The following is a 21,124-nucleotide window of genomic DNA, read 5'->3' as shown; positions in this document are numbered from 1 at the left end:
GACTAGCCCAAGCCATGCCAATACACTCCACTGCACCGGTGTACTGGGCAGCGCTGCCGTATTACCAAACAGCAAAAAGGCCGGGAGTGCCACTAGCATTGCGCCGATAAAGAACCAGCCAAAAACGTTATGCCACGCCAAGGTGGGCGGCAAATCAGCTGCGAGACGACGATAGCCAACCTGACCTAACGCAAAACAGAGATTAGCCCCCTGCACTACCAAAAAGCCCAGCAAGAACCCACTATCAATACCATCGTAACGAATGACGCCTGCCCCGATCACCGCCAATAGGGCGGTCACTAAATAAATAGGCGTGAAGCGCTTAAACATTAGGTCATCTAGAAGTGCAATATAAACTGGCGTGAAAATCGTGAATAACAGAACCTCAGGAACCGATAGCAGTAAAAACGAGTGATAGAAGAAGGTGTACATGACGCCTAACTGCACCGCACCCAATGCCATTAACGCTAAACGCTGTTTTCCCCGCAGCAAGCTGGGCCGTAAAAATGGCAGGAACACCAGCATGGCGAGCGTTACCCGTACAAGCACCGCAAAGTAGCTGTCTACTTGGCCTGCCAGATATACACCAATCAACGAGAATGAGAACGCCCACAGCGCCGTCACGCTAACAAGGTAGCCCATAGTAAACCCCACCGAAAAGAAAAGTTGACAGGGATTATACGCGCTTCACAACAACTGCCAATGGGCTAGGCGAAGAATCGCTAGCTTAGTGCTTTTTTAACCATATAAACGCATGCACTACGCCAGGAAGCCAGCCCAACAACGTCAATACAACACTAAGAGCAACACGTTTTGCCCCGCCCTCTGTTAACCCAACGGCCAAAGGCGGTAGCAAAACGGCTAACGCGCGGTAGGCAAACAGAACCGATGTCGGTTGAGGCGATGCTGGCACGCCTTCAGAAGCAATAGGTGATTGGGTTTGATGCTTAAGCGCGCTATCAGCCTCATTTGTTTGCACGGTAGGCGTAAAGTGCTCTACCGCCGCTTGCGCTTGCTCAGCTTGCTGCTTCTCTTTAGCTAGTGCTTTTTGGTGAGCCTCTTTATCAATTTTCTGCTCTAACGTTTCCGCGCCGTCTGCCAAATCATCGTGATGGCGCTCCCAATCTTCCCAATCATGTGGTGTACCGGATTTTGGACGCTGGCTACCTGCCCCACGAGCTCTCTCCCACGCTTTTTCTTCTAATGTGTTGGGCCGTTCAGGGTCTCTTTCTATGCCAACGCCTTTGCGATTGAGGTATTCACGTGCGTCCATACTGACTCCTTGCAGCTTCTGGAATGAAGCAAAGCGTTGAATGTACCAATAATAAGGACAACGCAGGGTGAGTTAAATCTTCTACATTAATAGAATTATAGGTCTCGTGGCTCATGGCTCTTATGACTCATAGGTCTTGTGACTCATAGCTCTCGTGACTCATGGTTCTTGTGATTCATGGCTTTCATGCCGCAAGCAGTTATTGCTCTACTCTCTTTAAGAGTGAAACTGCGCGTATTACGTCAAGGAGTGTCAAGATGAATAATAGAACCCCCGATACCGTACGCGATGTCATGTCACGGGACTGCTATCGCGTCACTGGCCAAACCTCTATCACCAACTTAGCCCAAGGTTTGGCATTGCATCGCTTACCAGGCGCTCCAGTGGTAGATGCGTCTGATCGGTTGATTGGTTTTATATCCGAACAGGACGTGATGGGTCGCGTATTGGACAGCATCTACCACGATGATGAAGCGCCGCTGGTACGTGAGTTAATGCGCCAAGACGTGCTCACCACAACGCCCAATAAAAGCATCACCGACTTAGCACAGGAAATGCTCGGAGCAAAACCAAAGGTTTATCCCGTTGTGGAGCAGCAACGTTTAGTGGGGATTGTCACACGCCGCGATATCTTAATGGCGCTGCTAACGATTCGTCGACACTAACTATCGCCGTACTATCTATTGCCGTACTACGTCAGAAAACGACCGATTGATAAGCAAAAAAAACCGCTGCTTGATAAGCAGCGGAAGCAAGGGATCGAAAACAATAGCCAGAACAACACTATTAACGACTGCTATCGCGATGTTGCCTGTACACACTCTGACACCTTGTAGGGGAAAAGTTCGCAAAACTGCAAAATTTTCGTCTTAACGAGCAGCAGGCGTATACTGTCGTGCATTGTTAAACGAATGCTGATACTGATTTTGCAGGGAGTGTAGTATGGCGCTGTACTTATTAGTGTTTGGCGTCTGTTTGCTGGTAATAGGTGGCGTGCTGGTAATATTAATGACCGTAGGTACGCCACGCTACCGCACTGAGCCTAACGATCTGATCAATTTGTTCGACAAAGCGCTAGAAAGCAGCATCAGCGAAACGGAGTGGAATGCCATCATTGGTTACCCCATTCGCCACGATGAGTACCTAGAGAGTGTCCGCCGTCGTGCATCACATTTAATGGACACCCACGGGCGCCATTGGCAAATTGCTCGAAGCAAACCGTTACTTAACCAAGAGGGTTACGCGGAACTGAAAGCATTACGTGATCATTTAGCGGCACACACAGCGCTGCGCCAGCAGTAATAGGCCAGTCGTGTCGAGGAGACCCCATGCCGAGTACTATTCGTCAAATCCCTTTAGAAAGTGCCACAAAGCATCACTCCCACGATTTTCACCAAATCGTCATTACGCTGTGCGGCTCTTCAGAATTTGAAATCGAAGGCCTCGGCGGCCGGGTAAACGCATTTTCAGGCTGCATTGTTCCCGCGAATCACGAACACTTCTATTCAGGTAATGGCTACAATCGTCAACTGATACTGGATCTGCCTGAAGATGCGCCTGCTTTAACGGGCGAACACCGCGAGTTGGTAGCACTGTTTGATGCACCGCGTTTTTTTGCACTCGACAACCCATTGCGCCACTACCTTGCTTTCGTAGAAAGCGAGCTCGTCCAAGGATTTGACACGTCGGCAATGTCTTTTCAGCAAGACCGGCTTGCTGCCACGCTGTTAGGTTCATTAAAGGCTCGTCTGGGCGCATCGGAGAGCGCATCACAACGGCGGCTCAATCTTGATCAAATCGATCGATTTATTCGCCACCACTTGGCCGATGAGCTGAGAGTCGCTGATTTAGCAAAATTGGCTTGCCTTAGTGAGGCACACTTTTCTGAACGCTTTCGCGTCCAAACGGGCCTGTCCCCTTGGCAGTATGTACGACGCCAACGTCTACACGCAGCTCGGCAGCTTGTATTACAAAGCCGTCTACCACTCACTGACATAGCCATTCAAACAGGCTTTGCCAATCAAAGCGCTCTTTCGCATGCTTTTCGGCGTAGTTACGGCTTGTCTCCCCGCCAGCTACGCCAAGGAGTAGGCGCAACCAATACGCCGCTCGATTCGGCGACCCACTTAGCGCCGTCTTCAACATCCGGTGCAACCTCGTTAGCATCTTCCGCGCCTTCTTCAGGAGCAAGCGTCAAGACTGGCGCACTCTCATTTCGCTAGTGATGAAGCAGTTAGCTTGGGCACATAACACGCTATTTTGCGTGCTGGCAGCCGTTTAGAGACTAAACTAAAGTCTTAAAAAGCGTTTCTTGCCGAGAATTTGACACGTTTTGCCATGAAAACGACATACACCTAATGGCAGCTCGCTCTACATTCGACCGTTATCTTGGGCGCAGTGCCCTACCATCGCTTTATTTCGGTTATTTGATTCAGCTTTTCGCTTTCTGTTTAGACTTATGGGGGCCTCAATGCCAAGAAAATGCGTGACCCTGCCATCTGGCAAACTGATCTTGATACGCTTATGGAGCGTATCAGTGATCACTGTCTTGTCGATGAGGATGCCTTCGTCAGTGAATCAAGGCTCTCAACGCTGGCCCACACTACCTACAGCGTTTTGTGACTGAAAAAACAATCACCAACAGCACTGCCGCGCTGGGTGGTAACGCGTCGTTTCTGGCGCTTGGCGATAAGTGAACAGCTCAGCAATGCTGACGTGTCGACTTGCAAGGAGAACCCCATCATGAACAAAACTAATCTTAATTTGCATAGCGACGTGAGTGATCTTCGCTCACGCATCCGCAGCAACTATGACGCCGATGAAACAGCGGTGCTGCATGAGCTGATCGAACGCATCAAGCTGTCAGAGGATGACCGACGTAAAGTTGCTGCCGCCGGTGCCAACTACGTGGAGCGTGTGCGCAAAGAAAGGTCTCCCTCGATGATGGAGGCGTTCCTCGCCGAGTACGGCCTTTCCACCACCGAGGGCGTCGGCCTGATGTGCTTGGCAGAAGCCCTGCTGCGCGTGCCTGATGCGGAAACCATCGACGACCTGATCCACGATAAAATTGAGCCGTCCGACTGGGGCGCACACCTGGGGAAATCGTCCTCATCGATGGTTAATGCCTCGACCTGGGCGCTGTTGCTAACCGGTAAAGTGCTGGAAGAAGATCCCAAGGGCCCAACCCGAGCGCTACGCGGCCTAGTACGCCGTATGGGCGAGCCGGTAGTGCGTAAGGCCGTTGGTCAGTCGATGAAGATTCTCGGCCGCCAATTCGTACTCGGCCAGACCATCGAAGAAGGCATGAAGAATGCCCGCGAGCTTGAGAAACAGGGCTACACCTACTCTTACGACATGCTTGGCGAGGCAGCTCGCACAGATGAGGATGCCGTCCGCTACCACGAGGCTTATGCCAAGGCGATCACCGCAATCGCCGAACAGGCCAAGGGCGATGTACGTGGCAGTCCCGGTATCTCGGTAAAACTATCAGCCCTGCATCCCCGTTATGAGTACACCCACCGTGACACGGTAATGGCAGAGCTCGTACCCCGTGCGTTGGAACTGGTAAAACAAGCGGCCAAAGCCAATATCGGTTTCAATATCGACGCAGAAGAGCAGGATCGACTGGATCTGTCACTCGACGTGATCGAGGCACTGATGTCCGACCCCAGCCTCGATGGGTGGGACGGCTTCGGGGTCGTTGTACAAGCCTACGGGCGCCGCGCCGCGCCAGTGATAGAGACACTTTACGAACTTGCCGAGCGGTTCGGCCGCAAGATCATGGTGCGTTTGGTCAAGGGCGCCTACTGGGATTCCGAAATCAAGCTCTCCCAGGAGATGGGCGTTAAAACCTTCCCGGTCTTCACCCGCAAGGTCAATACCGATGTCAGCTACATGGCCTGCGCTCAGATGCTGCTCGACCGGCGCGACCGCATCTATCCACAGTTCGCCACACACAATGCCCATACCTGCGCCGCCGTCGTGGCCATGGCAGGCGATGACAAGGACAGCTACGAGTTTCAGCGCCTACACGGCATGGGCGAATCGCTGCACCACATCGTTAAAGAGGCTGAGGGCACGCACTGCCGCATCTACGCCCCAGTCGGCGCTCACCGCGACCTGCTGGCCTACTTGGTACGTCGCCTGCTAGAGAATGGCGCGAACTCCTCGTTCGTCAACCAGGTGGTGGATAGTTCGATTCCCCCGAGCGAAGTATCAAGAGATCCAGTGGAAGGGTTTAAACAGCTTGGCGACGCCATCTCAAGCCCGTTGATTCGCCAGCCCGGTGAGCTGTTTGCGCCAGATCGCAAGAACTCCAAGGGTTATCGTATCAACGAACCCGCCTCGATCCTGCCGCTGCTTAATGCGCGGGAAACCTTTGCTGACAAGACCTGGACAGCAGGCCCCATGCTAGTGGGAAATCCTGCCCCCCAAGGTCCGGCTCGCGATGCAGTCTCTCCCGCCGACAGCTCGCGTATTATCGGCAAGGTGCATGAGGCCACCCCTGAAGAGGTAGCCGCCGCTCTCGATGCTGCAGAGGAAGGTTTCCGCGAGTGGTCAGCACGTCCTGTGGCCGAGCGCGCCAAAGTGCTCCGTCGTACCGCGGATCTCTATGAAGAACATATCGCTGAGCTGACCGTGATCACCACCCGCGAAGCCGGCAAGATGATGTTTGATGGCATCGCTGAAGTGCGCGAAGCGGTGGATTTCCTACGCTACTACGCCAATGAGGGTGAACGGCTGGAAGCGGAAGAACCCGGTAGCGCCCGCGGCATCTTCGTCTGCATCAGCCCTTGGAACTTCCCACTGGCCATCACCACCGGGCAGATCGCCGCAGCCTTGGTGGCTGGCAACGCGGTACTTGCCAAGCCCGCCGAGCAAACACCGCTGATCGCCGCCCGCGCCGTCGAATTGATGCGTGAGGCTGGCCTTCCAGAAGCAGCACTTCAACTGCTGCCTGGCGATGGGCCCACGGTGGGTGGCCCGCTGACTAGCGACCCACGTATCGCTGGTGTCTGTTTCACTGGCTCGACCCCCGTGGCACAGATTATCCACAAAGCCCTGGCGCAGAACGCAGGGCCCGATGCGATACTGGTTGCCGAAACTGGCGGCCTCAACTCGATGATCGTGGACTCTACGGCGCTGACCGAGCAGGCAGTCCGCGATATCTTAATCTCCTCCTTCCAGTCGGCTGGGCAGCGTTGTTCAGCGCTACGCATGCTGTATGTGCAGGAAGAGGCGCGCGACCGGTTGCTCAACATGCTTTATGGCGCCATGGACTCGCTCACCATCGGCGACCCTTGGAATACTGACACCGACGTCTCACCCGTGATCGACGCCGACGCCCAAGCCGAGATAAGCGACTACGTAGCAGCGCACGAGAAGACAGGTAAGGTGTTGAAGAAACTGTCCGCACCGGAAGCTGGCACCTTCGTCACCCCCGCGGTCATTGAGGTGGGGGGCATTGCGGATCTCGAACGCGAGATATTTGGCCCGGTTCTACACGTGGCTACTTTCAAGGCGCGAGACATCGACAACGTGGTCGACGACATCAATGGCAAAGGCTACGGACTGACCTTCGGCCTGCATACCCGCATCGATGATCGTGTGCAGCAAATCGTCGAGCGCATCCATGTTGGCAACGTTTATGTTAATCGTAACCAAATCGGCGCCATTGTCGGCTCCCAGCCATTCGGGGGCGAAGGCCTTTCGGGCACCGGGCCCAAGGCCGGTGGCCCGCTCTATGTTACTCGCTTCCGCCGCACTGCCACCGCCGAGCACCACAAGGCTCCTGAGGGGAAAACCCTCTCACTCAGCGACCTCCAATCGGCCTTAGATGGGCTGGATGCGCGGAACTGGGCGGTACGACCCAATCGAATCGAGGCACTCCGCAAGGCACTCTCCGGCAAAGGCGGCGTGATCCGCAAGGCCCTTAACGAGACAGCGGCACTCGACATGACACCGCAGACGCTTCCAGGACCCACAGGGGAAAGCAACCGCTTGGCGATGTATCCAAAAGGCGCTGTTCTCTGCCTTGGACCAACGCTGGATATCGCCGCTGCCCAAGCAGTACAGGCGCTTGGCGCGGGCTGTACTGCAGTAGTGATTGCACCAGGCGCAGCTCAAGCCGTCCAGCCGCTGGTCGACGCAGGCGCCCCCGTGATTGGGCTCGACGGTAGCATCACAGCAGATACACTAAGCGAGGTCCAAGGGATTGCCGCCGTCGCCGCGGCTGGCAAAAGTGATTGGACGCATGAACTGCGTATAGCACTCGCTAAGCGCGACGGTGCCATCGTGCCGCTCGAGACTCAGACCATTTCACCAGATCGCTACGTGGTGGAACGTCATCTGTGCATCGATACGACCGCAGCGGGTGGCAACGCCAGCTTGCTGGCAACGGCCGAATAGGCCCGCTGGCTTTGTCGGCGCCATGCTTCTCAACTAAACTTAGACGACAATAACCTCGTGTTGCCGGGAGGCGGCCAGTACAGGCGCTTCCCTAGCAAGGAATATCGAGGACCAAGCGGTAGCGCCTTGCTACACGAATAAGAAGCGGAGTTAAACATGCGTGCTACTAGCGGTTCTGCACGGCAAGCGCGCTAACCTGTCGGAGCTAGCTCCGTCCTGACAAATTGGAGAACTTTCATGGCTATCGGTGTTTGGATTAGTCTTTTTGCCTACTTTGCGCTCATGATCGCCATCGGCATTTATGCCATGCGCAAAGCGACATCTTCATCAGAAGATTACATGCTGGGGGGACGTGGCCTCAGTCCACAAGTAGCAGCTCTATCGGCTGGCGCTTCGGACATGAGCGGCTGGTTGCTGCTTGGGTTGCCCGGCGCAATGTTTGTTTCCGGCTTGGGATCCGCCTGGATCGGCATTGGCCTTCTGGTGGGTGCGTTCTTCAACTGGACCCTGGTCGCCCCCCGACTGCGTGAACAGACGGTTCACTACGGTAATGCGATTACCATTCCAGCCTTTTTGGCAAACCGATTTCCGACACGTGCGCATTCACTGCGCACGGTGTCTGCTATCGTTATCGTCATCTTTTTCGCGGTTTACACGGCATCAGGTCTAGTCGCTGGGGGCAAACTGTTTGAAAGCGCGTTTGCCGGTATTTTTAACATCGGCGGCATGAGCGACTACGCTGTAGGCATCCTCATTACACTTGGAGTGGTACTTGTCTACACCGTTGTTGGCGGCTTCCTGGCCGTGAGTATGACTGACTTCGTGCAAGGCTGCATCATGATGCTGGCGCTAGTAATCATGCCTGCAGTGGTGCTATTTGGCGAAGGCGGCGGTGGGTTCTCCCAAGCATCGCAGACGCTAAATGAAGTCGACCCCACCCTGCTATCCTGGACGTCAGGGCTGACCTTTATTGGCTGGCTCTCTGCGGTTACCTGGGGACTGGGGTACTTCGGTCAACCCCACATCATTGTGCGCTTTATGGCCATCCGGACGCTGAAAGATGTCCCGACTGCCCGTAATATCGGCATGAGCTGGATGCTTATTTCCCTGATTGGCGCGGTCTCTCTAGGTCTGTTTGGCCGGGCTTATGCAGTCCGCAACGGCATGGATATCGAGGATCCAGAAACGATCTTCATCATTCTGGCGAACCTGCTATTCCACCCGCTGGTCACCGGCTTCCTCTATGCGGCACTGCTTGCTGCAATTATGAGCACCATTTCCAGCCAATTGTTAGTATCGTCGTCCTCATTAACCGAAGATTTCTATCGCCTGTTCCTAAGAAAGGAAGCAACCGATAAAGAGTGCGTAAAGGTCGGTCGAATCTGTGTCGTACTGGTTGGTCTGGTGGCCGCTGTGATTGCGTCAAATCCGGACTCGCAAGTTCTTGGGCTCGTAAGTAATGCCTGGGCTGGCTTTGGCGCAGCATTTGGCCCGCTGATCATTCTGTCGCTAATGTGGTCTCGCACGAACGGAGCTGGCGCCATTGCAGGCATGGTAGTGGGTGCTGCTACCGTCATGATTTGGATTGCATTAGGCTGGAACGGAGAATTTATGGGTGGCCCCGGCGTGTACGAGATCATCCCTGGCTTCATCGCTGCCTTTATTGCCATCTTGGTGGTTAGTAGCATAACTGCCGATGCGGGTGAATATCAGCATATTGATCGCTAGACGAGCGTCAATGACACACTCAGCTTAATTAAACAATTAGCTGATTATTGAGGCCTTCCCATGCCACGGGAAGGCCTCTTTCACTTCTGACAGCCTCTTTTAAAAGCCCATTATTTAGCGGCGGCGCTCCACTCTTTGCCCCAGGTCAATAACCTGCCCTCCTCTACCCGATACACTCTTTGCATGGTTCGCGATCATGTCGAACAACGGTTCATGTTAACCACTCACTGCAAAGACTCACATTAATGGTCAGGAGCAATGCTATGCGCCATAACTCTCTTTCAACACTGCTCACCACTGGACTTGCAGCAGCCACATTGATGGCAAGCGGCCAAGTTTTAGCTTACGGCGCTGGCGATTTCTTTACTCGCGTGGGTGTTGCCAAAGTGGAGCCAAAAAGCGACAACGGTTCATTAGCCGGAGGCGCGTTCGCGGTTGATGTTCAGGATAAAACCGATTTCGCATTTACCCTGGGCTACCGCTTCCACGACAAAATGGGCATCGAATTACTGGCAGCCCTACCGTTTGAGCACGATATCGCCCTGAACGGTGATAATCTTGCCTCTACCAAGCACCTTCCACCAACTCTAACGCTCCAGTACTACCCGCTAGGTGGCACTGATGCGCGCGTACAGCCTTATGTCGGCGCAGGTATTAACTACACCTTTTTCTCTGATGAAGAGCTAGCCATAGGCGAACTGGAGCTGGACGACTCCTGGGGTGCCGCTGCTCAAGTGGGTATCGATTTGCTTATCGATGAAAACTGGGCACTTAACGCAGCCGCGTGGTATATCGACATCGATACTGACGCGACCGTTAACGGTGCCGCTGCAGGCACGGTAGAGATTGATCCCTTAGTGGTTATGGCAGGCTTAAGCTATCGTTTCTAACACCGCTACAGCTGTGCTAGCGCCATAATCGCATGAAAAATGCCCAGTCCCGCTGCTTGCGGTGCTGGGCATTGTCTTTGCTGATACCCTCATCACACTAGGCTTCAGCTTCTCGTAGTAGCGCGACCTAGTTTTCGGTAACTAGCTGATCTATCTTTTCAACGGCTCGAACAACCAGTAGCTGGTCACTGGCACGAACTTTTTCCTGCATTAGATATGCAGCCACTGCCGGCGCTACATCGCACTTGGCAGGCATAGCGGCCTGGGCATCAATCAGTGCATTTAATCGAGCGATAAAAACAAATCGAATCCACTGAGGCAGCGACATCGTGTCGATACAGAAGGGTTGCTGACTATTAAATGCTGAAATATCAGGCGTTGGCATACGCCATAAGTTAGCGGCCTTCATAGTGGCTTCAAGCTCAAGAAGCGCGGTTTGAAGCTGTTGATGGACGCTCATAAGCACCTTTTCCATTTGAATCAGTAAAGCTTTATTATCCCAGCACTGTGGGTAAGTTGCCAACCGTCTGACAGAGTTTGTGTGTTATTCACAGATTCACAGAAAACCTGCAAGAGGCTGTGGATAAACTATGGAAAGATGTCGCTACTGTTACTCTCATGCGGGTTACACCATGTTGTGCAATTTTTAACCATTTTGATAATAAAGCACGGATTAATCAGCGTTTGCGGCTGACAGTGACACATCAGCAAGGTAGAGTGCAGGCTTGAAATGCGGAAGGATGTCATGCAACCAATCCAGACACTTGATGAGTTTTTTACACGTAGCGGCGCGGACGTTTCCCTCTACCATATGGGACGACGAGTAACGGACTGCCCACGAGAAACGCTGCGTGCATTCGAAAATGGCGAGATAGCCTGGCCGGAACCCTGGCAACAGCAGGCACGCCTTGGCGTAGTATTTCGTATGGGTGACATGCCTGAACCAGCCATCTGGTTTTTGGCGCTGCCGCTAGACGAACAAGGCAAGCTCTCCCCCGCCCAACGAGACGGTTTTATTAATCGCTTGCTCGAAACCCTTGGGAGAAATGCTGCGCAGCTAGAAAATAAACCGCTAGGCCAGGCAGAAACTGCTGACGTGGATCATCTAATGAAGGATAATCCGCTCGCTTTTTCGCCTGATATTACTTTTCAAGCAATGCTTAATGCTCAGGCCAGTTATGCATTAGAGCTTGCCGCTAGCCAACACTTAGAGCCTGTCGAGGCCTATCTTAGCGGCCAGCAGACCATTGACTGGCAAGCACTGGGGTTACAAGGCATCGCTGATTATGTGGTACGCCTCGACTTACCCACATCAGAAGCGCTAGCGCTGCGCCTTCCCCAGTTGCCCACTAGTGTCGCTCACTCGCTGTGCTATTGCCTGGAGCATAGGCCTCTTGCAGAGCCGCTGGTCAGTGCCTTACGGGCGCGTGGAGAGCAGGCAGCCATTGATGGTGACGTAGAAACCCTGTGCGCCTGCGTGCGCGCCGTGGGCTGTACTCCGTCAGTTAGTGTCGGCAAATGGTACTCAAGCCTCTTAACTGACCCCATTGCTTGCGGCCCAGATATTATCGCAGCCATTGCTGGCCGCGGGTGGTTATTGTTAGAAGACGCTGAACGTTTACCGTTGCTTTTACAGCGTTTAGCAGAAGACAAACGCACTAATTTTAATGCAGTCGTACGTGACCTTGCACTGATTCCCAGACTTCGCCTATTGGTTATGCTGACACTACGCGACGCGCCGCCTGACTCCGCGATTCAGCTAAGGCTAAGTGCGTTGATTAACCAAGCTAGAAGCTAGCTATTTATTTATGAGACGCTAGATCGACTCATTTCTTGATGACAAACCTTCATTTGCCAGGAGTATGCCGTGAAGGAATTACCCTATCAGGCCAAAGCAGTCATCGGCCGCCGTGAAATGGTGACGTTACCTGAATTAGGGCTTCACCTTTGCTGCAAAGCCGATACTGGCGCGCGCACCTCTGCTTTGCATGCCGAAGAGATTGACACTCATGAAGATGAGGATGGGCAGCTGTGGGTAAGTTTTATTACCCATAGCGGTGGCCCGCAAACGCCTGCCCACCGCTACCAGCTCCACTTGCACGACCGGCGGCGCGTTACCAGCTCTAATGGGCACAGCGAGTGGCGTTATGTGATTCGCACCCCGATGCAATTGGGTGAACTAAATTTTCCGGTTGAACTAACCCTGACTGACCGTAGCAATATGCGCCATCCCATGCTGCTTGGGCGCCGCGCTATGCGACGCTTGCTTATAGCCCCTGGGGCTGCATTTTTGCACGGCGAGCCTTAAACTAACTTATTAGCCATATTTTTTGGCCCCGGAGCCCTGCATGCATATTGCCCTGCTTTCGCGCAATCGCAATCTATATTCTACTCGCCGCCTTATTGAGGCCGCCGAGCAGCGTGGACACACCGCTCGCGTGGTCGACACGCTGCGCTGCTATATGAGCATCGCCTCCCACCATCCGTCGATTCATTATAAAGGCGCTGAAATCGAGCCCTTCGATGCCGTCATTCCTCGCATAGGGGCATCGGTTACCTTTTATGGCTGCGCCGTACTGCGCCAATTTGAAATGATGGGCACCTACGTTATAAATGATTCAGTAGCCATCACTCGTTCACGGGATAAGCTGCGCTCGCTACAGCTTCTCTCTAGAAAGGGGTTGGGCCTTCCCATCACGGGGTTCGCCCACTCTCCTGATGACATTCCTGACCTGATTACCATGGTCAAAGGTGCTCCGCTGGTCATCAAGCTACTGGAAGGAACGCAAGGTATCGGTGTTGTACTTGCTGAAACCAACCAGGCAGCTGAGTCGGTTATTCAAGCGTTTATGGGCATGAAAACCAACATCATGGTGCAGGAGTACATTAAAGAGGCGCGCGGTGCCGATATTCGCTGTCTGGTGATTGGCGATAAAGTGGTTGCGTCGATGAAGCGTCAGGCAGCCGAAGGTGAATTCCGTTCAAACCTGCATCGTGGGGGCACCGCCAGCGTCATCCGCATTACCCCCGAAGAGCGCTCAACGGCCATTCGAGCGGCAAAAGCCATGGGACTGCGCGTTGCAGGTGTCGACTTACTGCGCTCTAACCACGGGCCGGTGATTATGGAGGTCAACTCATCACCTGGATTACAAGGTATTGAGAATGCAACAGGCAAAGATATCGCCAGCATGATCATCGAACACATCGAAAAAAATGCCATGCCAGTGCGTAAAGCGCCACCCAAGCCTAAAGGCTAAGGCTTAATGCAAAAATAATCCGCATTAGGGGTGGCAAATTAGCGCTGCCACCCCCACAATCTGCGTCACCGAAGGAGGTAGACGCTCATGTTTCTCGACAATCGCCAAGTGGCGATGGACAGCGTGCTGGAAGCGCTGGCCGATAGCATTGATTATTTCCAGGATAATATTGAACGCCTGAGACCCACGCTGCGTGATGCACTGAAACCGCACTATACCGAGCGGTTAAACCAGATGCGTAAACTTCAGGAACTGGCCCGTGCGCACTTAAAAATGCTGCCTCGAGATGCTGACGTTGAGCGTGACGACTTTTTATGGCTATGGAGCCGTTTAAAAAGCTTTGTGGGCAACGATAGTCAGGTATTAATCAATGAGCTGTTGGAACAAGAGCGCGTACTGATGCAGGCCCTTTCAACGCTATTCACTCACCCCCTGCCCGACCCCATTGAGCCGGTAGTGGAAGAGTGCATGCAAGGTTGCCGCAAGCTAATACGCGAATTGTATAGCTTACAAAAGCGCAAAACGCATCGCTAGCCTATTGATCACCCGCCGCCTGCTCATGTGACGTCTCCGCCGACCTCACAAAGTAGTGGTAAATATCAAGGCCAACAGGGAGGCGAGACACTTCGCCGACGTTGCTACTAGCGTTTAATTCGATAGGTTCTGGAGAGCCTAGAAAGTAAGGCTCTCTTCCCCAAATATATAGATCACCTAACGTAGCGACCCGCGCCACCCATTCGCGCATTTTCAACCGCCACTCCCCGGCAGCAGATTTCTCTTCCGCCACACAGCCAGTTACATCCATTCCTAATGCGCGACCAATAAAAACCGCACGGGGAAGATGCCAGCTCTGAGTAACCAGCAACGCCTTATCTAACTGAAAGACATCTCTAGCGCGCGCAAGCGTGTCATAGGTACTGAACCCAGCAAAATCCATGGTGAGCTGGTCTGCTGGCACACCGCGACGATAAAGATCACGCCACATGGCGCGAGGCTCGTTATAGGCTTGAGTACGATTATCCCCAGAGATCAATAAATGACTGACCCGCTGATCGGCAATCAGGCGCGCTGAGGTTCGCATACGGGCGTTAAAGTGTGGGTTGCGAAAGCCGCTGCGTGTCCAGTTAGAGGTCCCAAATACGATCGCCACATCGGTTGGGCGGCACTCCGCAAAGCTGTCATCAATATAGCGTGCCGTACTAGCAACCACCCAAAAATTACCAACTATAAACAGCAATGTCGCCAGCAGCATAAGTGCTCCTAGCGACATCAAAAAACGTTTTATGTAACGTAATAGCAAGCTGTGCATCCAGCTCCCCATCAGGGGTTAAAACATGCCGAGCTCAAGCTTGGCTTCGTCGCTCATCATGTCACGGCTCCAGGGCGGGCTGAAGACAATTTCAGTATGCACCTTGTTAATCTGAGGCGCACCTAGGATTTTATTTCGCGCATCCGCCGCAATGACATCGCCCATTCCACAGCCTGGTGCGGTCAGCGTCATACGAATAGTGACCATCCGCTCGCCACTGATCAAGCGCTCAAGACGGCAACCATAGACCAACCCTAGATCAACAATATTAACCGGTATTTCGGGATCGAAGCAGGTACGCAACTGCTCCCAGACAAACTGTTCAATTTCTTCATCGCTGGCACTTTCAGGCAGCGTTGGGCGAGGCAATGGCTCGAGCCCCAAGGCATCCAAATTACGCCCTTCAATAAGATAAAGCCGCCCTTCATAGCCAACACTTACCGAGCTGCCCTTCGCTTGCATCACGCTGACAACGCTGTCTTCGGCCAGTGTCTCCGTTTTGCCAAACGGAATAGCAATGGCGTCAACATCACGCTGAAGCGGCAGTTTTTGACCACGTTCAAGGCTGGCCACTTGCTCAATATCCATAACGGTCCTTAAATGACGGCCTTTAACGTACCATTCCAATCACACGCTTTAGCGCTGCAACAAACGTATCTATCTCTTGAAGCGTATTATACGCCGCAAATGATGCACGACACGTGGCATCTACGCCAAAATGATGTAGCAATGGTTGCGCGCAGTGATGCCCAGTACGAATAGCGACGCCTAGCTGATCAATCAGCAGCCCAATGTCCTGGGAATGGGCGCCTTCGACCACAAACGACAGCACGCCAGCTTTATGCGGCGCTGTGCCAAGTATGCGCAAGCCATCTATCTGGCTCACCTCTGCAGTGGCATGTTCCAGCAGTACGGCTTCCCAAGCACCAATCGCCTCCACGCCTACGCCTTCTAGCCACTCAATAGCGCGCCCCAAAGCAATCACCTCCGCAATCGCGGGAGTGCCAGCCTCGAATTTATGCGGAAGCGCCGCAAAGGTGGTGCCGACGTCAAAAGAGACCGTTTTAATCATCTCGCCACCACCCTGCCAAGGCGGCATCGCTTCTAATAAGGTCTGCTTACCGTACAGCACGCCAACCCCAGTAGGGCCATAAATTTTATGCCCAGAGAACGCATAGAAATCAGCATCAATATCCTGAACATCAACCTGCTGGTGCGGTGTTGCCTGAGCACCATCGACCAGGATAAGCGCACCGTGCTGATGGGCAAGCGCTGCCATCTCTTTCACTGGGTTAATGGTGCCCAACGCATTAGAGACATGATTGACTGCCACTAGTTTAGTGCGCTCATTGAGCAGCGCGCGGTACGCCGTCATGTCTAGCGCCCCATTAGCCTCAACGGGAATGACTTTAATGGTAAAGCCGATCTCAGCCGCCAATAGCTGCCAAGGGACAATATTGGAGTGATGCTCCAACATTGAAATTAGCACTTCATCGCCCGCAGCCAGCTGGGAGCGCCCCCAACTTTGAACCACTAGATTGATTGCTTCAGTCGTGCCCCGCGTGAAGATAATCTGGCGTGCATCTTCCGCATTGAGAAACGCCTTAACGCGATGCCGTGTGGCTTCAAACGCTGCTGTCGCCTCATCTGACAAGGTGTGCAGCCCCCGGTGGATATTGGCGTTATAGCGCGAGTAATAGTCGCTGAATACGTCAATAACCTGCTGGGGCGTTTGGCTTGTCGCGGCATTATCTAGATATACCAACGGCTTTCCGTGCACTTCCCGTTTTAGTATCGGGAAGTCGTTGCGCAGCGCCTCAACATCAAACGCTGCAGGGGCGAGCACGGAGGGTTTCTCAATCACGCTATGGGGCATCGATGACTCCTTGGCTAGTCGTTGAGTGCGTTAGTCGTTGAGCGCAGCCGCTGCTTCTACCAATCCAGCGAGATTGAAGCGTTCCGGCAGCTTGCCCGCTACCGCCAACTCTACCCGCTCAGCAATCACATCTAGCGCGACCTGTTCAAGCACCTCGCCAGCAAATGCAAGTGTTAACAAGCCTCGCGCTGTCGCTTTGTCGATGCCGCGGGTACGCAACGCGTAGATCGCGTCTTCATCCAACTGCCCCGTGGTGGTGCCATGAGAACATTTCACGTCATCAGCATAAGTTTCAAGCTCAGGCTTGGCATCGATATGCGCGCGATCGGAAAGCAATAAGTTTTGGTTACTTTGGAAACCTTCGATCTTCTGGCTATCGCGCTTAACGTACACTTTACCGTTAAACACGCCGTGGGCACGGTCATCCAAAATGCCTTTGTAGTTCTCGTTCGAGAACGTCAGCGGCGCATTGTGATTAACCTTGGTGTGGTTATCCACGTGCTGGCGACCCTGACCAAAGAACAGGCCATAGAAGTTGGTTTCTGCGCCTTGGCCGTTTAAATCACTAATCAGGTCGTTGCGTACCAGCGCACCGCCCAAATTCAGATTGTAGGAGCTGTAACGGCTGTCTCGGCCCTGTTCGACATGAATACTGGCGACATGCAGATCACCTAAGGGCGCTTCTTGCAATTTGTAGTGATTCAGAATCGCACCGCGATCCAGCATCAGCTCTGCAACCACGTTGGTGAAGTTGGCCGCATCGGCTTCACCGATATAGTGCTCAATTAACGTTGCTTCACTGCGCCCTGCTGCTTCAACCAAAATACGCGGATGGCACATTACTGGCGTGCCCGCGCGGGACAGAAACTGCAGTAGGATGGGTTTTTCCACCACGCTACCCGGTGCAATGCGCACCACAGCACCCTCTTCCATAAACGCGGTGTTGAGCGCGGCGAACGGGGAGAAATCTACTCCCGTTAAGCGCCCCAGCGGCCCACCCACAGCTTCATGGTTATCACTCAGCGCTTTGGAAAGCGGCATTACCTGAACGCTACTCGGCAGTGCTTCTAAGTCCGACAATGCGGCTGAGAAAACACCATCCACGAAGGTCAGTCGGTACGCATCCAACGGCAGCGTAAGCGCGGCTGCTTGTGCCTGGGAAAAGTCCGCAGTCTCAGCCAGCGCAAAGTTGCCCTGGGCAATCGTACGTACGTCAGTATATTTCCACTCTTCATCGCGGCGAGCTGGAAACCCCATGGCTTCAAAGCGGGCAGCTCCCGCTTGGCGGCGGGCCGCGATCCAAGTTGGCTCAACTCCGCGCTGTTGGCTACGCGCTTTCAGCGTGTCCAAAAACGTTTGCGTATCGCTCATGCCACAGACTCCTCAATGCCTTCATAGCCGTTGGCTTCCAGCTCTTTAGCAAGCTCAGCGTCGCCGCTCTTCACAATACGACCGTCGACTAAGACGTGCACTTTATCCGGTACGATATAGTCAAGCAGGCGCTGATAGTGAGTGACCAGCAGAATGGCTCGCTCTTCAGCCCGCAGGCTGTTAACGCCATCGGCAACGACTTTCATCGCGTCGATATCGAGACCAGAGTCAATTTCATCAAGCATGGCCAGCTTTGGCTGAAGCACCAGCATCTGAAGAATTTCGTTGCGCTTTTTCTCACCGCCAGAGAAACCTTCATTGACGGCACGCTGCAGGAAACTGGCATCCATCTTCATAAAGCCCAGCTTCTCTTTGACGAGCTTCATAAACTCAGGAGCGGGCATTTCTGCTTCACCACGTGCGACACGCTGTGCATTAAGCGCCGACTTGAGCAGATAGATATTTTTCACCCCTGGAATTTCCACTGGGTATTGGAAACCTAGTAGCAAGCCCGCTTGAGCGCGCTCTTCAATTTCCATTTCCAGCACGTCCTGCCCCTCAAAGGTAACGCTACCCTGGGTCACTTCGTAGCCATCTTTACCGGCAATCACTGCCGACAATGTGGATTTACCCGCGCCGTTCGGGCCCATAATGGCATGCACTTCACCTGCATTGATGGTGAGCGTTAAACCTTTCAAAATTTCTTTGCCGTCGACGGTGACGTGTAAATCTTTAACTTGCAACATAGTCATAACCTTTTAAATTCTTGCGGGACGCTTGCGCGTCTCCCATAAAATAAGTCGGGGCCGAAGTGGTTAACCCACTGCGCCTTCAAGCGTCACACTTAGAAGCGCTTCGGCTTCTACCGCGAATTCCATCGGCAGCTCTTGGAAAACGTCTTTACAGAAGCCGTTAACAATCATGCTGACCGCATCTTCTTCAGAAATCCCACGGCTTTGGCAGTAGAACAGCTGATCTTCACCGATCTTCGACGTGGTGGCTTCGTGCTCAATTGTGGCGGTGCTGTTGCCAATTTCTTGATAAGGAAAGGTATGGGCACCGCACTTGTCGCCAATTAACAACGAATCACACTGAGTGAAATTACGTGCCCCTTTGGCACGAGGGCCAATTTTGACCAAGCCACGGTAAGATTGATCGCTCTTACCTGCCGAAATGCCTTTGGCAACAATATAGGAACGGGTACCTTCGCCAATGTGAATCATTTTGGTGCCAGTATCCGCTTGCTGACGGCCATTAGTCACCGCTACGGAGTAGAACTCACCGATACTGTCTTTGCCACGCAAAACACAAGAAGGATATTTCCAGGTGATCGCCGAACCGGTTTCTACCTGTGTCCAACTGATGCGCGAACGCTCACCGCGACAATCGCCACGTTTGGTAACGAAGTTGTAAATCCCGCCTTTGCCGTTCTCATCACCGGGATACCAGTTCTGAACGGTGGAATACTTAATGTAGGCATCATCCAGCGCAACGAGCTCTACGACTGCCGCGTGAAGCTGGTTTTCATCACGCATTGGCGCCGTACAACCTTCCAAGTAAGACACCTGAGCACGGCTCTCGCAGATAATCAGGGTGCGCTCGAACTGGCCGGTGTTAGCCGCATTAATCCGGAAGTAGGTCGACAGTTCCATAGGGCACGTCACGCCTTCAGGAACAAACACAAACGACCCATCGGTAAATACAGCCGAGTTTAGTGCGGCAAAGTAGTTATCAGCCACCGGAACAACTGTACCGAGATACTGTTTGATAAGGTCTGGGTAATCGCGAATTGCTTCAGAAATCGAGCAGAAAATAACGCCCGCTTCGCCTAGCTGTTTTTTAAACGTGGTTGCCACGGAAACAGAGTCAAATACAGCGTCGACGGCCACACCGGCAAGCGCTGCACGCTCATGCAAAGGAATACCAAGCTTTTCATATGTTTCGAGAAGCTTAGGATCAACTTCATCCAGGCTCTGAGGGCGATCTTCCGGGCGCTTGGGCGCACTGAAATAAGAGATCGATTGATAATCAATGGGCGGATAATCAAGATGCGCCCAGGACGGCTCTTTCATCTTCAACCACTGACGGTATGCATCTAGGCGCCACTCCAGCATCCATTCCGGCTCGCCTTTCTTATTAGAGATAAAGGCAATGGTGTTTTCATCAAGGCCAGGTGGCAGGGTGTCGCTTTCAATATCGGTTATAAAACCATCTTTGTATTCGCGACGAACCAACTGTTCCATTTCTTCGCTTGCCATGGTGATACCCTCCGGGCAGTTGGGTGGCGAGCCTAGCTCGCCGTCAATAGGGTTAGTCTATGTTGCATTGCCTAAGCAGATGCCAGGCTAATGCTTTGAATCGGTAACTGTACGGGCAGCTTGATTGGCGTCGTATCGGCCAAGTGCGCCAGCGTAACGCTTTCCAGTAACGTGCGAATCGCCAGTGAGACTCGCTGCCAGTTATCAGCGACACCGCAGGTAGCCGCCAGGTCGCACTCACCCTCCGCTTGGCTACACTCGGTCATTGCCACCGGCCCTTCAATAGCGGCAATAATATCGGCAGCCGTAATGTGTGACGCTGGTCGCGCCAGACGATAACCACCCTGGACACCGCGTTGTGACTCCAGAAGGCCGGCTTTCACCAGCATCTTGAGCGTCTTACTAACAGTGGGATGTGGTAGCTGCACTGCATCTGCTAAATCAGCCGCCGCATGCGACGCCTGTGGATGGCGAGCAATTTGCGCCATCACGACAGCGGCATAATCTGTCAGCCGAGAAAGCTTGAGCATGTTGACTCCCATTCGCCGTTACAGTTGGCTTACCCGTTAATGGGTACCATTTTAGTCCTGTATAAATTTGATGTGAAGCCCTAGAGCAAAATCGTTATCAATTTGTGCAAAATAACAGCACGTTCGGCTCTGATAGCATCAAAAACAACAATCATTATCATTTGAAAAAGCTATCGACGCGTTAAACGAAAAAAACCTGCGAGGATTTCGCAGGTTTTTTTAAA

General features: G+C 53.2%; 21 protein-coding genes and 1 pseudogene. 12 read left to right on the top strand and 10 right to left on the bottom strand.

Features of this window, described 5'->3' with window-relative positions:
* Positions 1 to 642 (bottom strand): EamA family transporter (locus tag INT22_RS13680; RefSeq protein ID WP_226912726.1); only part of this gene is annotated, 642 nt, incomplete at its 3' end.
* A gap of 85 nt (positions 643 to 727) precedes the next feature.
* The gene (locus tag INT22_RS13675; protein WP_193060503.1) at positions 728 to 1,273 is read right to left on the bottom strand and encodes a YqaE/Pmp3 family membrane protein; all 546 of its coding nucleotides are present in this window, start codon (positions 1,271 to 1,273) and stop codon (positions 728 to 730) included.
* A 257-nt stretch (positions 1,274 to 1,530) separates the two neighbouring features.
* Between INT22_RS13675 and INT22_RS13670 the strand changes: the two genes are divergently transcribed.
* The 8 genes and pseudogenes from INT22_RS13670 (at position 1,531) to INT22_RS13640 (ending at position 10,299) form a co-directional block, all read left to right on the top strand.
* Positions 1,531 to 1,938 (top strand): CBS domain-containing protein, encoded by a 408-nt coding sequence (locus tag INT22_RS13670; RefSeq protein WP_038483124.1) that lies wholly within the window; start codon positions 1,531 to 1,533, stop codon positions 1,936 to 1,938.
* A gap of 277 nt (positions 1,939 to 2,215) precedes the next feature.
* Positions 2,216 to 2,575 (top strand): hypothetical protein, encoded by a 360-nt coding sequence (locus INT22_RS13665; RefSeq protein WP_095604612.1) that lies wholly within the window; start codon positions 2,216 to 2,218, stop codon positions 2,573 to 2,575.
* Positions 2,576 to 2,601: 26 nt separating this feature from the next.
* Positions 2,602 to 3,495 carry an AraC family transcriptional regulator gene (locus INT22_RS13660; protein ID WP_193068425.1) on the top strand — a complete coding sequence of 298 codons (894 nt, stop codon included), beginning with the start codon at positions 2,602 to 2,604 and terminating at the stop codon, positions 3,493 to 3,495.
* 259 nt (positions 3,496 to 3,754) lie between these two features.
* A complete protein-coding gene (locus INT22_RS13655) occupies positions 3,755 to 3,895 on the top strand; it encodes a hypothetical protein (protein WP_193068424.1) in 141 nt (46 codons plus the stop codon).
* Positions 3,868 to 3,969, top strand: a pseudogene (locus INT22_RS22155) (1-pyrroline-5-carboxylate dehydrogenase); the annotation flags it as partial. The gene INT22_RS13655 and the pseudogene INT22_RS22155, both read left to right, overlap by 28 nt.
* 46 nt (positions 3,970 to 4,015) lie before the next feature.
* Positions 4,016 to 7,681: a bifunctional proline dehydrogenase/L-glutamate gamma-semialdehyde dehydrogenase PutA gene (gene putA, locus INT22_RS13650; protein ID WP_193068423.1), complete on the top strand. Its 3,666-nt coding sequence runs from the start codon at positions 4,016 to 4,018 to the stop codon at positions 7,679 to 7,681.
* A gap of 237 nt (positions 7,682 to 7,918) precedes the next feature.
* Positions 7,919 to 9,409 (top strand): sodium/proline symporter PutP, encoded by a 1,491-nt coding sequence (gene putP, locus INT22_RS13645; protein ID WP_193068422.1) that lies wholly within the window; start codon positions 7,919 to 7,921, stop codon positions 9,407 to 9,409.
* 263 nt (positions 9,410 to 9,672) lie between these two features.
* Complete coding sequence (locus tag INT22_RS13640; RefSeq protein ID WP_089037667.1) at positions 9,673 to 10,299, top strand: OmpW/AlkL family protein; 627 nt, start codon at positions 9,673 to 9,675, stop codon at positions 10,297 to 10,299.
* Positions 10,300 to 10,426: 127 nt separating this feature from the next.
* On the opposite strand, the gene INT22_RS13635 is transcribed toward INT22_RS13640, so the two are convergent.
* Positions 10,427 to 10,759, bottom strand: a complete 333-nt coding sequence (locus INT22_RS13635) for a YqcC family protein (RefSeq protein WP_089037666.1) — start codon at positions 10,757 to 10,759, stop codon at positions 10,427 to 10,429.
* 285 nt (positions 10,760 to 11,044) lie between these two features.
* Here INT22_RS13635 and INT22_RS13630 point away from each other — a divergent pair, with 285 nt between their 5' ends.
* The 4 genes from INT22_RS13630 to INT22_RS13615 all read left to right on the top strand — a co-directional run bounded on the left by INT22_RS13630 (position 11,045) and on the right by INT22_RS13615 (position 14,090).
* Entirely contained in the window at positions 11,045 to 12,097 is a 1,053-nt protein-coding gene (locus INT22_RS13630; protein ID WP_193068421.1) for a DUF3549 family protein, read from the top strand.
* A gap of 69 nt (positions 12,098 to 12,166) precedes the next feature.
* The gene (locus INT22_RS13625; RefSeq protein WP_009724956.1) at positions 12,167 to 12,607 is read left to right on the top strand and encodes an ATP-dependent zinc protease family protein; all 441 of its coding nucleotides are present in this window, start codon (positions 12,167 to 12,169) and stop codon (positions 12,605 to 12,607) included.
* A 40-nt stretch (positions 12,608 to 12,647) separates the two neighbouring features.
* Positions 12,648 to 13,556, top strand: a complete 909-nt coding sequence (rimK, locus tag INT22_RS13620) for a 30S ribosomal protein S6--L-glutamate ligase (protein WP_038483098.1) — start codon at positions 12,648 to 12,650, stop codon at positions 13,554 to 13,556.
* An 87-nt stretch (positions 13,557 to 13,643) separates the two neighbouring features.
* Entirely contained in the window at positions 13,644 to 14,090 is a 447-nt protein-coding gene (locus tag INT22_RS13615) for a hypothetical protein (RefSeq protein ID WP_089037664.1), read from the top strand.
* Position 14,091: 1 nt separating this feature from the next.
* Here the strand turns inward: INT22_RS13615 and INT22_RS13610 are convergent, their stop codons facing one another.
* From INT22_RS13610 to INT22_RS13580, 7 genes are all read right to left on the bottom strand, one after another.
* Positions 14,092 to 14,865 (bottom strand): SanA/YdcF family protein, encoded by a 774-nt coding sequence (locus INT22_RS13610; protein WP_226912725.1) that lies wholly within the window; start codon positions 14,863 to 14,865, stop codon positions 14,092 to 14,094.
* Positions 14,866 to 14,883: 18 nt separating this feature from the next.
* Complete coding sequence (gene sufT, locus INT22_RS13605; protein WP_193059323.1) at positions 14,884 to 15,453, bottom strand: putative Fe-S cluster assembly protein SufT; 570 nt, start codon at positions 15,451 to 15,453, stop codon at positions 14,884 to 14,886.
* Positions 15,454 to 15,475: 22 nt separating this feature from the next.
* The gene (locus tag INT22_RS13600) at positions 15,476 to 16,741 is read right to left on the bottom strand and encodes an aminotransferase class V-fold PLP-dependent enzyme (RefSeq protein WP_193059322.1); all 1,266 of its coding nucleotides are present in this window, start codon (positions 16,739 to 16,741) and stop codon (positions 15,476 to 15,478) included.
* A 30-nt stretch (positions 16,742 to 16,771) separates the two neighbouring features.
* On the bottom strand, positions 16,772 to 18,112 hold the full coding sequence (gene sufD / locus INT22_RS13595) for a Fe-S cluster assembly protein SufD (RefSeq protein WP_193068420.1): 1,341 nt from the start codon (positions 18,110 to 18,112) through the stop codon (positions 16,772 to 16,774).
* Positions 18,109 to 18,858, bottom strand: coding sequence for a Fe-S cluster assembly ATPase SufC (sufC, locus tag INT22_RS13590; RefSeq protein ID WP_095604620.1), 750 nt, complete (start codon positions 18,856 to 18,858; stop codon positions 18,109 to 18,111). The genes sufD and sufC overlap by 4 nt, the downstream gene beginning before the upstream one ends.
* 69 nt (positions 18,859 to 18,927) lie before the next feature.
* A complete protein-coding gene (sufB, locus tag INT22_RS13585; protein ID WP_089037659.1) occupies positions 18,928 to 20,370 on the bottom strand; it encodes a Fe-S cluster assembly protein SufB in 1,443 nt (480 codons plus the stop codon).
* A gap of 71 nt (positions 20,371 to 20,441) precedes the next feature.
* Positions 20,442 to 20,900, bottom strand: coding sequence for an SUF system Fe-S cluster assembly regulator (locus tag INT22_RS13580; protein WP_083002775.1), 459 nt, complete (start codon positions 20,898 to 20,900; stop codon positions 20,442 to 20,444).
* Positions 20,901 to 21,124: the final 224 nt, after the last annotated feature.

This window comes from Halomonas sp. 3D7M (assembly GCF_014897885.1).
In the GTDB taxonomy this organism is placed as follows: domain Bacteria; phylum Pseudomonadota; class Gammaproteobacteria; order Pseudomonadales; family Halomonadaceae; genus Vreelandella.
The sequence above is the reverse complement of the archived record's forward strand: the minus strand, read 5'-3'. Positions and strand labels throughout refer to the sequence as shown.

Bases quoted from the DNA above. Each gene is read 5' to 3' on its own strand.
- INT22_RS13675 (WP_193060503.1), bottom strand. From the start codon at position 1,273: ATGGACGCACGTGAATACCTCAATCGCAAAGGCGTTGGCATAGAAAGA.
- INT22_RS13670 (WP_038483124.1), top strand. From the start codon at position 1,531: ATGAATAATAGAACCCCCGATACCGTACGCGATGTCATGTCACGGGAC.
- INT22_RS13665 (WP_095604612.1), top strand. From the start codon at position 2,216: ATGGCGCTGTACTTATTAGTGTTTGGCGTCTGTTTGCTGGTAATAGGT.
- INT22_RS13660 (WP_193068425.1), top strand. From the start codon at position 2,602: ATGCCGAGTACTATTCGTCAAATCCCTTTAGAAAGTGCCACAAAGCAT.
- INT22_RS13655 (WP_193068424.1), top strand. From the start codon at position 3,755: ATGCGTGACCCTGCCATCTGGCAAACTGATCTTGATACGCTTATGGAG.
- putA (WP_193068423.1), top strand. From the start codon at position 4,016: ATGAACAAAACTAATCTTAATTTGCATAGCGACGTGAGTGATCTTCGC.
- putP (WP_193068422.1), top strand. From the start codon at position 7,919: ATGGCTATCGGTGTTTGGATTAGTCTTTTTGCCTACTTTGCGCTCATG.
- INT22_RS13640 (WP_089037667.1), top strand. From the start codon at position 9,673: ATGCGCCATAACTCTCTTTCAACACTGCTCACCACTGGACTTGCAGCA.
- INT22_RS13635 (WP_089037666.1), bottom strand. From the start codon at position 10,759: ATGAGCGTCCATCAACAGCTTCAAACCGCGCTTCTTGAGCTTGAAGCC.
- INT22_RS13630 (WP_193068421.1), top strand. From the start codon at position 11,045: ATGCAACCAATCCAGACACTTGATGAGTTTTTTACACGTAGCGGCGCG.
- rimK (WP_038483098.1), top strand. From the start codon at position 12,648: ATGCATATTGCCCTGCTTTCGCGCAATCGCAATCTATATTCTACTCGC.
- INT22_RS13615 (WP_089037664.1), top strand. From the start codon at position 13,644: ATGTTTCTCGACAATCGCCAAGTGGCGATGGACAGCGTGCTGGAAGCG.
- INT22_RS13610 (WP_226912725.1), bottom strand. From the start codon at position 14,865: ATGCACAGCTTGCTATTACGTTACATAAAACGTTTTTTGATGTCGCTA.
- sufT (WP_193059323.1), bottom strand. From the start codon at position 15,453: ATGGATATTGAGCAAGTGGCCAGCCTTGAACGTGGTCAAAAACTGCCG.
- INT22_RS13600 (WP_193059322.1), bottom strand. From the start codon at position 16,741: ATGCCCCATAGCGTGATTGAGAAACCCTCCGTGCTCGCCCCTGCAGCG.
- sufD (WP_193068420.1), bottom strand. From the start codon at position 18,112: ATGAGCGATACGCAAACGTTTTTGGACACGCTGAAAGCGCGTAGCCAA.
- sufC (WP_095604620.1), bottom strand. From the start codon at position 18,858: ATGTTGCAAGTTAAAGATTTACACGTCACCGTCGACGGCAAAGAAATT.
- sufB (WP_089037659.1), bottom strand. From the start codon at position 20,370: ATGGCAAGCGAAGAAATGGAACAGTTGGTTCGTCGCGAATACAAAGAT.
- INT22_RS13580 (WP_083002775.1), bottom strand. From the start codon at position 20,900: ATGCTCAAGCTTTCTCGGCTGACAGATTATGCCGCTGTCGTGATGGCG.